9 protein-coding genes are annotated in these 14517 nt (G+C 56.3%); 4 read left to right on the forward strand and 5 right to left on the reverse strand.

Annotation, left to right across the window (positions count from 1 at the left end; all coding sequences use genetic code 11):
• The first annotated feature begins 66 nt into the window (after window positions 1–66).
• The 3 genes from istA (at window position 67) to LAO21_21440 (ending at window position 2720) form a co-directional block, all read left to right on the forward strand.
• Entirely contained in the window at window positions 67–1557 is a 1491-nt protein-coding gene (gene istA / locus LAO21_21430; protein MBZ5555282.1) for an IS21 family transposase, read from the forward strand.
• Entirely contained in the window at window positions 1533–2357 is an 825-nt protein-coding gene (gene istB, locus LAO21_21435; GenBank protein ID MBZ5555283.1) for an IS21-like element helper ATPase IstB, read from the forward strand. Before istA ends, istB begins: the two co-directional genes overlap by 25 nt.
• A 165-nt stretch (window positions 2358–2522) precedes the next feature.
• Entirely contained in the window at window positions 2523–2720 is a 198-nt protein-coding gene (locus LAO21_21440; protein ID MBZ5555284.1) for a hypothetical protein, read from the forward strand.
• A 516-nt stretch (window positions 2721–3236) separates the two neighbouring features.
• Here the strand turns inward: LAO21_21440 and LAO21_21445 are convergent.
• From LAO21_21445 to LAO21_21460, 4 genes are all read right to left on the reverse strand, one after another.
• On the reverse strand, window positions 3237–6875 hold the full coding sequence (locus tag LAO21_21445) for a fibronectin type III domain-containing protein (protein ID MBZ5555285.1): 3639 nt from the start codon (window positions 6873–6875) through the stop codon (window positions 3237–3239).
• Window positions 6872–7171, reverse strand: coding sequence for a hypothetical protein (locus LAO21_21450; protein ID MBZ5555286.1), 300 nt, complete (start codon window positions 7169–7171; stop codon window positions 6872–6874). The genes LAO21_21445 and LAO21_21450 overlap by 4 nt, the downstream gene beginning before the upstream one ends.
• A gap of 1274 nt (window positions 7172–8445) precedes the next feature.
• Window positions 8446–8922 carry a hypothetical protein gene (locus LAO21_21455; GenBank protein ID MBZ5555287.1) on the reverse strand — a complete coding sequence of 159 codons (477 nt, stop codon included), beginning with the start codon at window positions 8920–8922 and terminating at the stop codon, window positions 8446–8448.
• 513 nt (window positions 8923–9435) lie between these two features.
• A complete protein-coding gene (locus LAO21_21460; protein ID MBZ5555288.1) occupies window positions 9436–10467 on the reverse strand; it encodes a hypothetical protein in 1032 nt (343 codons plus the stop codon).
• Between the two features lie 915 nt (window positions 10468–11382).
• Between LAO21_21460 and LAO21_21465 the strand changes: the two genes are divergently transcribed.
• Entirely contained in the window at window positions 11383–12477 is a 1095-nt protein-coding gene (locus tag LAO21_21465) for a hypothetical protein (protein MBZ5555289.1), read from the forward strand.
• Window positions 12478–12619: 142 nt separating this feature from the next.
• Here LAO21_21465 and asnB read toward each other — a convergent pair whose 3' ends face one another.
• Window positions 12620–14515 (reverse strand): asparagine synthase (glutamine-hydrolyzing), encoded by a 1896-nt coding sequence (gene asnB / locus LAO21_21470; GenBank protein MBZ5555290.1) that lies wholly within the window; start codon window positions 14513–14515, stop codon window positions 12620–12622.
• Window positions 14516–14517 lie beyond the last annotated feature (2 nt).

Consider the following 14517-nt stretch of genomic DNA (forward strand, 5'->3'; position numbering starts at 1 on the left):
CCCCCCCAGACCTCTGCTAGATTGCTATGACTAAGAGGAGTCATAGCGACAAGCAGAGGAGGAAGGATGATCGGGATGGATCAATACGAGCTGATCCGGACGGCCTATCGGGTGTATCACAAGAGCATCCGACAAATTGCACAGGAAACAAAGCACCACCGCGCAACGATTCGTAAAGTCTTGAGGGGATTGGAACCGCAGTACCGCAGACAAAAGGACGTAACGATGCCGCGAATGGATCCAGTTGCGGAAGTCGTGAAGCGGTGGCTGGAAGCGGATCGCCAAGCTCCGAAGAAACAGCGCCATACGGCGCGGCGGATCTATGCGCGACTGGTGGCGGAGCATGGGTTTTCGGGTTCGGAACCGACCGTGAGGCGCTGGGTACGCGAGTTTAAAGCGAGCCGAGGCGAGGGTCGAGCGGCGGCCGTGATTCCGTTGGATGCGGAAGTGGCCCGGGAGGCGGAGGTCGATTGGGGCAGCGCCCAGGTCCGGATGGCGGGCCAGATGATCACCGTCAAGCTGTTCTGCATGCGCTCCCGCTTCAGCGGCAAACCCTTCCTGAGAGCGTATCCCTGGGAACGTCAGGAGATGTTTTTTGATGGTCACCAGCGCGCCTTCGATTATTACGGCGGCGTCTTCCCGGTTCTCGTTTTTGACAACCTGAAAACCGCCGTGGCCCAGATCCTGCGGGGCAAGGACCGGCGAGAACAACAACGCTTCACCTCGTTCCGCAGCTACTACAGCTTTGAGGCCCGCTTCTGTAATCCGGCGCGGGGACAGGAGAAGGGCGGAGTGGAAGGGTTGGTCGGTTTCGGTCGTCACAACTTTCTGGTGCCGATCCCGGAAGTGGAGAGTTTCGAAGAACTCAACACCGTGCTGCTCAGGCGATGCCTGGAACAAGGAACACGTCCCATTGAAGGCCGTGAGGATCGCCGGACGATTGAACAACGGCACGAGGAGGAGCGCAACCGACTGATCGCTCTTCCCCCGACTCCCTATGAAAACCACAAACTGCTTCCCGTGAAGGTGTGCCGCTACAGCACGGCGCAAGTCGATCGGAACCGCTACTCGGTGCCGACGGCCTACGTGGGACGATGGGTTGAAGCCCAAATGGGCTGCGACCGGGTGTGCTTCTTTGCGGATCATAAGCTGGTGGCCGACCATGCCCGACTGTTCGGTAACAGTAAATGGCAGATCGATCCCCTGCATTATCTGACGTTGATTCATCAACGCATCGGAGCGTTTGAAAGTGCCCGCGCGATCCGACAATGGAGAGTAAACTGGCCGGCGGAATACGAAACGCTGCTTACCGCGTTGCGACGGCGACTGGCAGACAACCGCGGGACGCGAGAGTTTGTGGAAGTGCTGCAGTTGCATGGAAGCTACTCCGCAGAACGGATCCGGGAAGCCGTTCGTCAAGCCTTGGAACTGCACAGCCCCAGTTTCGAGGCGGTGAAGCATCTGCTCCTCAGCCAAGACAGTCCCGGCTGGCAGTATCCACCTCTGGAGAGCGGTCTGATTCCGGGAGTGACTTGGATGATCATCTGCATCGCTTGAAGCTGCCCGCCATGCTGCGCCAGTACCGGGAATGCGGACGCGCCGCCAGAGAGACCGCGCAGAGTTATGAGAGCTATTTGCTGGACCTGACCACGGTGGAAGTCGAACAACGCCGCGCCCGACAGCTCGAACGACGTTTGTACGAGGCCCACTTTCCAGTGCTCAAGACGCTGGAAAATACCGAACTGGCCAAGTGGCCGGGGCTCGAAGCCCTGCAGTTGCGCGAGTACGCCGAAGGGCACTACATCGCGCGACGGGAAAACATCATCCTGATCGGCAAGCACGGGACAGGCAAAACCCACGCCGCGACGGTGCTGGGCGTGGAGGCCTGCCGACGGGGGTACCGGGTGTTGTTTCAGACTGCAGCGGATCTGGTCAATACGCTGCTGGAGGCTCGCGAGGAACGCCACTTGAAACGCACTTTGGAAAAACTGACGCGGTATCACTTGTTGATTCTCGACGAGGTAGGCTACATCCCGTTTTCTCCGGAAGGAGCGCAGTTGCTGTTCCAGGTCTTTTCCAATCGCTACGAAAAGGGATCGATGCTGGTGACCTCGAACCTGCCCTTTGCCCAGTGGACCACGGTCTTTGGGGACGCCGCCCTGACGGCCGCCCTGCTGGATCGCTTGACCCATCACAGCACCATTCATGAGTTTGATTGGGAAAGTCACCGTTTTGCGGAGAGTCTGAGCAAAAAACAGAAATCGAAAAAGTCTGTAAGTCGCGAAGTGGCTGCCACTTCCGGCCCTGCTGGGCCGAATAAGGAGATGAATCAAGTGGGGGCCCCCGGCCCCACTTGATTCATGACATTCCTTTAATTAAAACCCCTGGGGGGTGGTACATTTTTGCTCGATCACGGTGGTACACTTTTCCGTTGTCACAAGCAGGAGTTTTGCAGGCCTGCGATGGGAGGGCGCGCGAGGTCTCAGTGACGGGTCAGGCACAACGGGAGAACAGGCGCAGGCATGCCAACAACGCATGCCCGCGGCACCCCGGTCGGAGTTTTGCAGGCCTGCGATGGGAGGGCGCGCGAGAGCTCGGTGACGGGTCAGGCACAACGGGAGAGCAGGCGCAGGCATGCCAACAACGCATGCCCGCGGCACCCCGGTGGGAGTTTTGCATGCCTGCGATGGAAGGCGCGCGAAGTCTCGGTGAGGCGTTAGCCAGGACGGCAGACTAAGCGCAGGCATGCCAACAACGCATGCCCGCGGCACCCCGGTGGGAGTTTTGCAGGCCTGCGATGGAGGGCGCGCGAGGGCTCAGTGATGAGTCAGGCACAACGGGAGGTCGGGCGCAGGCATGCCAACAACGCATGCCTGCGGCACCCCGGTCGGAGTTTTGCAGGCCTGCGGCACCCCCGCGGCACCCGGTTTCTGTGTTCGTCAGTGTTAATCCGTGTCCCAAAAAGATAGGCCCCGCGGCACCCGTCACCCGGATTTCTGCAGTTCCAAGTCTTCCTGGGATTTCATGGAGCCCCGGTCAGGGGACATAGTAAGGACAAGTGGTGCGGATTTGAGGCGAGAAGAGACGCGTGAAGTCTCAATGGGGGTTCTGAAGATAATGGAGGTCAAGCGCAGGCATGCCAAAAGCGCATACCTGCGGCACCCGTGCGTTACTCCGCGTTGGTCTGCGTCCAAAACTTCTTGCGCCCCGCGGTTCAATTCTAACAATCTCACATCCTATTTCAACGGCGAGCTTACTGGCACCCCCTGATCGTTGAAGAAATCAATTTCCACGGTCCCGAGGCTGTTGGACGTGTTGATCAGGATGAGTTGGGTCTGGTACCCTCCTCCGTCGGCGATCTGAGGAATGAACATCGGCCCCAAGGGCGGGTGTGTGAGATCCGCCACCGGCAGTGTCGAGTAGATCGGCTCGCTCCGCTGGTTGAAGGTCTGTCGCAGCGTCATCGCGGCCACCGGCACCGGGCTGGTCATCGTCAGCACCCCCTGGTACTCTGCCGGCAACCCTGGGAACAGTTCCGACACGAATCGCGCCACATGCCCGTTCGGCGGCACCGTCAGGCTCCCCGATTGCGTAGTTCCATCCACCCCCACCAACGTCAGGGTCACCTGGGTCTCCGCGCCGTTGCGGTTCACGATCGCCACCCCGGTATCCCGCGGGAGCGGATTTGCCGACCGCTCCACAAACATCCGCGAACCTGTGGTCTCCGACGCGTTCGGCACCCCCGCCTGGGAGGTCAACCCGGCATCCCCGTTGATCGAGAAGATGCCGCTTCCTACGGGGGCAAACCCCGACAGCGGCGTGACCACTGCGTAGCCCACCCGCAAGGCGCCCAGGCCCGTTGTCGAGAACTTCACCATCCCGTTCGGTCCCAGCGAGTAATTCAGCGAGCTCTGCACGCCGGTGGCGGGCCCGAAGTCCAGGGCCAGGGCATTCCCCTCATCGTCAAAGAACGATATGAATCCTGTACTGGTGGTATTCACGGACGGGTTCATCAGCAGGATCTGCGTCGGCAACCCGCCGCCATCCACCACCTGTGGGAAGATCAATCGCATGGCCCCCGATGCCCGGCTCAGATCCGCCAGAGGCAGCGCGCTGAACAGTGTCTCGCCGTGGCCATTGGCCGCCAGCCGCAGGTTCACCGCCGCAAACGGGCTCGCGCTCGACAACGTCAACGTCCCCAGGAACGGATTCGGCATGTTCGCAATCATCTGGCTCACAAACTGCGCCGTGTGTCCTTTCGCCGCGACCAGAACGCTCGTCGACGCCACAAACTCCCCGCGCGGGTTCCGCAATTCGGCATTTACCATGATGGGTGTGCCATTCGGGTTGACCAGCGATACTCCGCTGTCCACGCCGGGGCCGCCGAAATCGACAAACAAGCGGGTCGAAGTGAAAGGCGCACTGGCCGGCACTCCCACCTCCGTTACCAGAACCCCATTCTGCGTCAGCCCGAAATTCGCCAGGGCCACCGGCTCGGACACTGCCGAGGCGTTCACCGCCCCATAAAGAACCGAGAGAGTCCCCTGGCCCGACGACACCCGTGACATCCCTCCGGCCGTCGGCAACGTGGCCTCAAAACAGAGCCCAGTCCCCGTCGCGCAGGTTTGGCTCGTACCGGTCTCGGTGTCCGTGGTGAAGATGAAATCCGCCGACACGGCCTGATTGCCCGATGAATCCTGAGAATGCACGCGATAGTGGTAAAGCGTGTTGGGAGTCAGGTTATTCACCGTCTCTGAATGCGCCGTGACGGGACTCGCATCCACAGGCGTTGAACTTCCGTAGGCAGTCGTGGTGCCAAACTCCACCTGTGAATTCGAGGGGGCATTGGTTGTCCATTCGACAGTCGCGCTGGTAGCAGTGACGGAACCGGTGGCAACTGACGAAATCGACAGGGGTGTGGAGGGGGTCCCTGCCTGCGTGGTCGCTGAAGCCGCTGCCGACATCGTGGAGTTGTTTCCACCCGCATCAAAGGCGGAAACCGTATAACTGAAAGTGGTCGAAGCGGCGAGGCCCGTATCCTGGAACGATGCCATGGGTGAGCTGGCGATCTGCGTTCCATTACGGAAGACCTTGTAGCCCGTCACCGCGACATTGTCCGTCGAAGCGGTCCAGGAGAGGTTGATCTGGCTCGAACTGACCGCGGTGGCCGTCAGGTTTGTCGGCATTGAGGGGGGCGTGGTGTCTGTGGTCGCCTGGGTCGTCGCCGATGCTGCCGACGAGGGCGCCGAGTTGTTTCCTGCTGAATCGAAAGCTGAAACGGTGTAGCTGAAGGTCGTCGACGCCGCCAGACCCAGGTCCTGGAACGTGGTCACGGCCGAGGTGCCCACCTGCGTCCCATTGCGGAAAATCTTGTAGCCGGTCACCCCGACATTGTCGGTCGAGGCGGTCCAGGCAAGATTGATCTGGGAGGCGATGACCGCTGTCGCCGTCAACCCCGTGGGTACGGAGGGAGCTTGTGTATCCGGGGTCGATTGCGTCGTCGCCGACGCCGAGGTCGATGGGGCTGAGTTGTTTCCCGCCGCGTCAAAGGCTGAAACCGTGTAGCTGAAAGTTGTCGAAGCCGCGAGCCCTGTGTTCTGGAACGAGGTCGTGGTCGAGGTGCCGATCTGCACCCCATTCCGGAAGATCTTGTAGCCGGTCACCCCGACATTGTCGGTGGAGGCGGTCCAGGCAAGGTTGATCTGAGCCGAGCTCACCGCTGTAGCCGTCAACCCCGTGGGTACCGAGGGAGCTTGTGTATCCGGAGTGGACTGCGTGGTCGCCGACGCCGCGGTCGATTGGACCGAGTTGTTTCCCGCCGCGTCAAAGGCAGAGACCGTGTAACTGAAAGTCGTCGAGGCCGCAAGCCCCGTGTTCTGGAACGAGGTCGCGGTCGAGGTGCCGATCTGCGTCCCATTCCGGAAGATCTTGTAGCCCGTAACCCCGACATTGTCGGTCGAGGCGGTCCAGGCAAGGTTGATCTGAGAAGAACTGACGGCCGTGGCCGTCAAACCTGTGGGCACGGAGGGAGCCTGTGTATCCGGGGGCGCCTGAGTCGTTGCCGACGCTGCAGTCGATTGCCCTGAATTATTTCCGGCCGCGTCAAAGGCAGAGACCGTGTAACTGAAAGTGGTCGAAGCCGCGAGCCCTGTGTTTTGGAACGAGGTCGCGGTCGAGGTGCCGATCTGCGCCCCATTCCGGAAGATCTTGTAGCCCGTCACCCCGACATTGTCGGTCGAGGCGGTCCAGGCAAGGTTGATCTGAGACGAACTGACGGCCGTGGCCGTCAAACCTGTGGGGATCGAGGGAGGAGTGGTATCGGCTGGAACCGAGACCGTGACCGACCCGCCAATTCCTGTTGTCGGGATACTAATCGTCCCCGTGGGATCCGAAGCCGTAATATTCGAGATCCCGACTGGCAGGGTCCCCGGCGGGGTCCCTCCTGCGATGTTCAAACTCACGACGGCCACCGCACCCGTCCCGATCGTGGTCTGGTTCAACCCGAAAATAATCACCCGCACGCCCCCCGGAATCACGCTCCCGGAAACGGATTTTCCGGCAGCCGTGGCCGCGGAGCCTGCTGCGACGGAGGAACACGTCATTCCCGACACCACGGCGCAGGACAGTGCCGACGGCAGGGTCAAATCAAACTGTAGAGTGCTGACCCCTGGCGCACCTCCCGCCGTGAAGGTGACGGTGAGGGCCACGGTCGCGCCCGCCGCGCCCGTGGCCGTCCCCACCGTCACCTGTTGCGCCAAACCCAGTGTGGGACATAGCATCCCCAACATCAAAATGGCTGTAAAAACCAGGGAGACGCGACCGCTTACCCAGAATTTGGGTATAGATGAATAGCTGCGCTGAATTATCCTTCTCATGGTGGACAGGTCCCCGAGCCAAGGATGACGTTATTAAGGGTTTGCAGGTCCAGCACGTCCACCTTGCCATCGCGATTCATATCGGCGTTGGAAAGGGTGGTGCTGGAGAGGATGGCATTGATGAGCATTTGAATGTCGAGTGCGTTGACAATCCCGTCTGAATTGACATCGCAATGGCCGGCAGGGGGGGTGGCCGCGACCAGTTTGGCCACTTCGTTGGAGAGCCCGCTTTCGACCCGGGCGCTGTTGTAGGCCGTCAAGGCAAAGTAGTAGGTCCCCGGTGCCAGGCCCGTCATCGTAAACGTGGTCACATTGCCCACATCGACGGGCGTCCCGTAGGTTCGGGAGGCGGTCCCGAAGTAAACCTTATATCCGGCTACGGCATCCGTGTTTGGACTCCATGTCAGCGTCGCGGTCTGCGCAAGGAGGGCCGTGCTGGACACTGCAAGGAGAAAGAGAACAGTCCCAACGGCAACGAGCCCCTGAAATCTGTTTCGGGACCTGCTCACAAGGGAAACCAGGGCGCCCTCATGCATCCGTTGTGAGGCAGACGTCCTCGTCCACCCAATCACAATTCGAACGATCCTTCGAACGTTGCCCTCATGCATCCTGCGGCAATTCATATCGAAAACCTCACAAGCTCGATTGACGACCACATGCCTGCAAAGAAACGCAGAGATCCACGCGGAGTGGATGGTGTGCCGGCCGAAAAAGACAGGGATTAGGTCCAAGGTCAGAGCGAACAATCCATGGGACCCTTAGCCATAAAGCTGTCGCCGCACACTCGAAGTATTCAAACGATCAAATGGAATGACTGAAGATCGACAGATTCACACGATTTGAAAACAAACCTGCCGATTAAAAGGAACTCAACCGCGATGGCCATGGGAATGACTGACCAAAAGATGTCACTCCCGAAATGAAGAAGCTCTCTAGACTAGCGTTACTACTGGTCTGGCGGGACAAGTAACTACCCTAAGAATAATTCCTTTATGCTTCCCTACTCTCGCCGACGAGGCCAGCAACAGAGTGGGCACGGTGCAAAGCGATCTTTGTTTCTACTCACACCACACCCGTCCTTTTGCTTGGCAATCCCCATTCCAAAAATAGAATAAAAAGTAACCGCTTGATAATGAAGAGGAGGAACTCAAATTCGCAGAGAGGGATTACTGACAGGTCCTCTGAAGCGGGAAAAAATCCCCGAATTCTGAAAGGGTTAATTCAAAGAAACTTAACACGGAGGCGAGACACTAACCGCGTGAACCTGAACCCGACAGCGGACACTCATAAACACCCTCTGAGGACCCTGGGAGCGCGCTCCTTTGCAAGGCGAACCTAAAAGCGCAGCGGCTGTCTTGTTCAACGAACAGTTGAAACAAAGATCAGACCGCTGCGCAAGAAGCGCAAGATGAGAAGAAAGTGCGAAACCTGGATGAATTATCGCCTTCAAGGCTCAATCCAGAGGTCGACCGTTTCCCTGACACCTGGCACCTGAAACCCGATACCTAAATTTCCTCTATCTCCTATTACCTATCACCTAATCGCTATCACCTATCACCTAATCCCTATCCTACCCCGCCGCTACCGCTTCTTTCTTGAAGTTATAGAGGGCGGCGCAAACGCATCCCAGGATGAGGCACTCGATGAGGCCGAATATAATCCACCACATCAGAATCTTGCCGGGCATCTGCGACCAGCTGTACATTCCCACATTCAGGGGAAGGATGGCCAACCCCCAGACCAGTACCCCGTAACGAATGCCTTCACCCAGCCAGCCCTTTCCTTCCACTCCCCGGGTGAAAATATAAGTGAAGAAGAACGCAAACAGGAGCTCCGCCGCAAAAATCGCAACACGGAACAGGAACGGAAAGGCACGCCCGGCGCCATCTGGCGAGAGAAACAGCATCGGGGTGCCTCTTTGAAGTTGCGGGCCGGGCACGTAGGGTTTGTACATATTCGACAGAATCACACCGTGAACAACAATCTCGTAGGCCACAAGAATGACGAAAACCACTAATGCGGCGATCAAAAAGCGCTTCATATTCATAGGTGAATCCTCCTTGAGGTCGGAACATGATAAAAAAATATCGGAGTCAACATCCCCTTACGACAGCGGGGTTAAAGAGAATCGGGATCGCGCACAGATACTTCGTTGATCGACGGGCTGTTGTGAAATGAATTTATCGCGGGTCACTACCGGATCAAGACAGTGAATCGACAATCCGAAAACTGACCCGAAGAAGGCTCAAAGGAAAACCTAAGGAAGTAAATCGTTTACGAAAGGATTTGAGATGCCTCCCCCAAAGGGTACCGTGTTGCTCTCAATCCTAACCTTGTGATGACCAATATGTTAGACCTTGTACGCCGACAAAGCAAGGAGAGATTTCGTTAAAAACAGTGGGACTGACACCTTCTCGCTCCACCCGTTCGAAGGTTTCCTCAATCCAGGTGTCTGTCCCTCATCCAAACCGAAAAAAAGGGACAGACACCTGTCTTGGTCTCATTCTCGCGAATTTGTTTGGGAGAAGGTGTCTGTCCCTGACGTTAGATGCCAGCCCCCTTACTTTCCGGGGCTTCTGATCGCCGCACAATTGGAAGCCAGCGGATAGCCGTCTTTATTCACCTCGCCCTTCTCATCGACCACATACAGGTAGGAACTGCACAGGTCGTTGAGCGGGCCTTTGTTCACAACCACTGTGATCGACGTATCGGACCAGGCGGTGGGGGTCTGGGGGGCTAACTGTGTGCACGCATGATATCTCGGGGCATTCCCCACCATGACCCTTGCCCAGGTCGTGTCCGCGTACACGTCGTCGGACCAGCCCATATTGTTCGAGTCCCAGGGAGGGATCCACCCCTCAATATTATTCCCAACCATGTGGACCACGAAGTTGTTATTCATCAATCCGGGGTTGTACCCGTCTCGAGTCATTACGCTTCCGCTGCATCTGGACCCGCCATCCATCCGGATATCGAGCGAGCCATCGAAAAGGCCGGGTTTTGAAGAGGACTTAAAAATGAACTCTTCAGTATGCCACTTGGTATCGGGGATCCTTGTAGTCGGATTCCGTTCATTGCACCAGAAACCGGTGGGGGCGTCCGGGGTCAGGCCCATCGTGCCTACTCCCCCATTGCTGGCGCCGACCGCAAATGCTGGGGCTTGCATATCGGCCCACATCATCCAGGTAACCCAGCTTTGGGTGACGTTTGTAATTACAAAGTTCATCCTGGTTCGCCTGTAGAGGTAGATCCTTCTGCCGTCATCGGTCCAGTACTTGAAATCGGCCCGCAATGTCCAACTCGCCCACTTTCCACTATTGGACTTGGCTGTTCCGCCGTCATCCGGGGACCACACTAGATTTTGGACCAAGTCCCATCGCGTCTTGATACCCAAGGGGCTGGGATTGATGTCTTTTGAAAAATCGGCCCAAACATAGGGCTTTGCCGGCTCCTTCGTCCCAAACCCATCTCCCGTGATACGAAGCGTCACCCCGGGCGCCGCAGTCCCAGCAACATGGGTGATTCCAGGTCCCGCAAGCACTGGGAAAGCAAATCCGAGCGTTCCTATAAGAACGATAGCTGAACTTCTCATACCCTTTAAGAACATCCAATCCCCCTTATTTCTATCTTCAAGGATTCCAGTCGTGTCTCCCGCACTTCCGAGCTCACCTGCCACGAATGGCTGCGTCATCATAACATCGGTTGAGTTCGTCTGTGCTCATGAACCGGTATAAGAGAATCTCAGGGGTGTCTTCCCCCCAGGATTCCCTTGAATCTGCAGGTGCTTTTTTCTTTCCCAGCCTACCCCAGAATCTTTGCAATTTTTTGACAGATCAACGAGCAGGTCCAGCACTAAGAATTGCCGGCAGGGTAGGCCCTCGGCAACCGCCCATACCAACCAGCACAGGATCATGTTCACCGTCGCAAGAATCAGGGAATTCTTCCCCTTTCACTCCCGGTGATTACTCAACTGCAATTTGAAGGTTCCACATCGGGTTGATAAAACATGATTTACTAAAATCGTTGGTTTGGCGCAAAAAATGCAATTCTCGTTGAGACTCGGAAAGGGTCGGTGTGTTTTATCCTCAGGGATCCCAGTTTTGCCCGGTCAGACTCCTTCAGCCCACGCGATGAACAAAGATGCGATTATCAAGGGTACCAATTCAATCATCTCTCTTGCGTGAGTGGGGCATTGCGATTTGAAATTCATCGTCCATCAGGTATATTCATTTGCTCCAGGCAGTAATAAAGCCATCAGGAATTCTGCATGCAAGCCAGGAGGGCATCCCGGGGCATGAAAGGTCCCGGGGAGTGGATGCCCTCCGCCAACCTAGAAATTTCAGGGAACCTGTGACGCGGGTCACTCATCGATTTCCATTAGGCCATTAAGCTGATCAGCGCGTCATGGTTGCATTTGAAATCGTTGATGCTATATTCATCGGGGATCGAACGCACTCGAACGAGTCCCTGATTCGAGACGTTCGATAACAATGAGGTGAGGACTCCAATGCCATTGCTGAGATTCAAGCATGTGACCGGATTATTCATCAGCCTTGTATCGGCTTGCAGTCTGACGCTCGCCCAGCCGAGGATTGATTCTGTGTCTGGCAGTCCGGCGGATGGAGCGACACTGACGATTACGGGTGTCAACTTCGGCGCCAAGAGTCCCGCGGCCCCCAAAGTCTATGCGAGTTGCAGGACCAGCCTGAATCCCGATGGACCTAGTATTGCCAGGGCTTGGAATTCGGTTGAAAACATGGCATGGTCCAGCGATAACGGTGGAACGTGCAAAGCCAGTACGGGAGTAGCACCCGATGGAAATTCGCTGGCATGGGGACTTGAACTCACCGATACGTGGGTAGCGACAGCAGGATCATCTTTCGTTTATACCTATCGTCGCCAGATGGCAAACTTTACAGCCAGTCAATCAAGTCAAAACCAGAAAGACTTTCGAATCTGGGCCGATAACGGGAAGGGTGGAAATGCCACTCCCGACGCGGGAGCACACAACTACGAAGGGGCGTTCATTGTTGAGTTGGAGCAAACCGTGGGTGGGTACTGCACCGGAGATTTCAATCCAAATATGGCACTCTCAGACACCAATTGGCATGCTGAAGAGTATTTTCTCAGAGGAGGGACTGCCTGCGGCTCTGGGGGAGGTCAATTTAGTTTCAGAAGAGACGGTGCGCTCAAATGTAACGTCTCGGGCTTTAATACCTGTTCCTCTGCTACTGGGAGTAAACCGCTAGTTCGCAATTACGTTTTTCTGATGGAAAACGAAAACATGGTCGCTGATCCCTGGAATCCTGCCTGGTCAAACAACAACAGGGTATGGGCAAAAGATATCTATGGCGACATGACATGGGCCCGGGTGATGGTGTGCAGCGCACCCACCTATGCGACTTGCACGGACCCGACAATTCAATTGCCGACAGCCTGGGGTCCCGGTTCGATAACGGTCACCTTAAACCAGGGAGGGCTGGCTTCCTTGGCGGGCAAGTATTTGTATGTTTTTGATTCCAGCAACACCGTGAATCCCAGTGGATTTCAACTGACGTCCACCGCAGGGGTGCAAACCCCCGCCCACCTGACAGTGCAATAGAGGAGCCTGGAACTTAATCCTCCCGGGCAACCCGAAAATCAGAAATTACGCGAAGCACGATTAAGTGAATTGAAGCCTGAAACACGTCCACCACGTCGTGTAAGGGCAATGCCACGACCCGCCGTCATTCCTTCAACCGCACTCAATTCTGGCAATACCTCTCGTACCATTTCTGAAAGATCATCAGCGAAAAGATGAGCTTGTCGTTCAATTCCCGCCCTCCGAAGTGCTCGTGGAGGACCTTCTTTGCAAAGTCAGGTTTGAACAGCCCGTGCTTGCGCAAGTTGTCATGAGAGAGCAGTTCTTCCGCATACTCTTTCAGATCACTTTTCAGCCACGATGCCATGGGCGAGGCGAATCCTTGTTTTCTATGATTGATCACCTCCGGGGGCAAAAATTCCCTGGCCATTTTCTTCAGGAGATACTTCTTCTTGAGTCCACGGACCTTCATGCCGGAGGGGATCGTGACACAGAATTCGACCAGCTTGTGGTCCACGAAAGGAACCCTCAGCTCCAGGGAATGGTGCATGCTCAGACGGTCAGAGAGGGCCAGGATATCGTCCGGAAGATACATTTTCAAATCCTGGTACATGGCCCGATCCAGCAGATCCCGGGCGTTCAATGAGGTAAAATACTGGGTGGCCAAACCTTCGGTCTCTGCCGGTCGCAATTGTTTCAACACCTCTTCGGAATAAAACTCTCCTCTTCCCTTTTCATCCAGGACGGAGAGGTATCCCCCGTACCGGTCCGCAGGATTCCTGTCGGCCGAACGGACGAATCGTTTCAGGTGATTGATCCGGTAGTGCCCACTTGGCTGTTCTGGCAACATACCGACAATAGGCTGGACAATCCCGCGCCTCAGCATCGATGGAATCCGCTGATAATGATTGCTCAATGCCAGCCCCAGGTACCGCTCATAGCCCCCGAACAGCTCATCCCCTCCCAACCCGGTCAATGCCACCGTCACATGTTGTCTCGCCAACTTGCAGATGTAATAAGTGGGAATGACGGAGTCATCGGCAAACGGCTCGTCAAACGACTCGACGATGAAGTCAATGATTTCCTCCAAGTGAGGCTGGACCTCAAATTCGTGGTATTCAACCCCGTATCTTCCGGCAACCTGCTTGGCATACGCGCGCTCGTCCAGATAGCCGCCAATCCGGCCGCCAAATCCCATCGTGAAAGCGCGGACTGGAGCGTCGCTGCTGCGCGCCATCGAGGCGACCACCATCCCGGAATCCACTCCACCGCTCAGAAAAACGCCCAGCGGCACTTCACTCATCAGGTGGGATTTGACCGTTTCATCAAACAGATGAATGAACTCATGGGTGAAGTCCGCTTCGCTCTTCTTCAAGTCGGGACGGAACTCAAAATCCCAGTACTTCTCGATTTTGACCCCGCTCGAATCGCATCGAATCGAGTGGCCCGCGTCGAGCTTCCTGATGCCTTTGAATATGGTCAATGGAGAGGGAATGTAGGCGTACGTGAAGTAGGCATCCAAAGCTGAAAAATCAATCTCCCGCGATAGAGTCTCGTCCTCGAGAAGAGCCTTCATCTCGGAGGCGAAGAGCATCCTGTTTCCTTGCACGGAATAGAAGAGAGGCTTAATGCCCAATCTGTCGCGGGCAATGAACAAGCTGTTGTCTCTCTGGTTCAGTATGGCAAAGGCAAACATTCCCCTCAAATGGCTCACGCAGTCTTCACCAAACTCCTCGTAGAGGTGGACAATGCACTCCGTGTCTGAGGTGGTGGTGAATTTGTGCCCTTTCTTGATCAGCTCATCTTTGATTTCAAGGTAGTTATAAATCTCTCCATTCTGAACAACCCACAGTGACTTGTCCTCGTTCGGGATGGGCTGGTGTCCTGTTTCAACTCCGATGATGCTCAACCTCCTTGCCCCCAGCCCGGCATTTTGCCAGGCGTATTGTCCCTGGTCGTCTGGACCCCGATGTCTGAGCCTGTCGCACATCTTTAAAAGAAGGGCAGGATCGGCCCTTTTCTGTTGATCAAATTGGTAACATCCTACGATTCCGCACATAG

It is taken from the genome of Terriglobia bacterium, from assembly GCA_020073085.1.
Classification (GTDB): domain Bacteria; phylum Acidobacteriota; class Terriglobia; order JAIQFV01; family JAIQFV01; genus JAIQFV01.

Bases quoted from the DNA above. Each gene is read 5' to 3' on its own strand.
- LAO21_21445 (MBZ5555285.1), bottom strand. From the start codon at position 6,875: ATGAGAAGGATAATTCAGCGCAGCTATTCATCTATACCCAAATTCTGG.
- istA (MBZ5555282.1), top strand. From the start codon at position 67: ATGATCGGGATGGATCAATACGAGCTGATCCGGACGGCCTATCGGGTG.
- LAO21_21465 (MBZ5555289.1), top strand. From the start codon at position 11,383: ATGCCATTGCTGAGATTCAAGCATGTGACCGGATTATTCATCAGCCTT.
- LAO21_21450 (MBZ5555286.1), bottom strand. From the start codon at position 7,171: ATGACGGGCCTGGCACCGGGGACCTACTACTTTGCCTTGACGGCCTAC.
- asnB (MBZ5555290.1), bottom strand. From the start codon at position 14,515: ATGTGCGGAATCGTAGGATGTTACCAATTTGATCAACAGAAAAGGGCC.
- LAO21_21455 (MBZ5555287.1), bottom strand. From the start codon at position 8,922: ATGAATATGAAGCGCTTTTTGATCGCCGCATTAGTGGTTTTCGTCATT.
- LAO21_21460 (MBZ5555288.1), bottom strand. From the start codon at position 10,467: ATGAGAAGTTCAGCTATCGTTCTTATAGGAACGCTCGGATTTGCTTTC.
- LAO21_21440 (MBZ5555284.1), top strand. From the start codon at position 2,523: ATGCCAACAACGCATGCCCGCGGCACCCCGGTCGGAGTTTTGCAGGCC.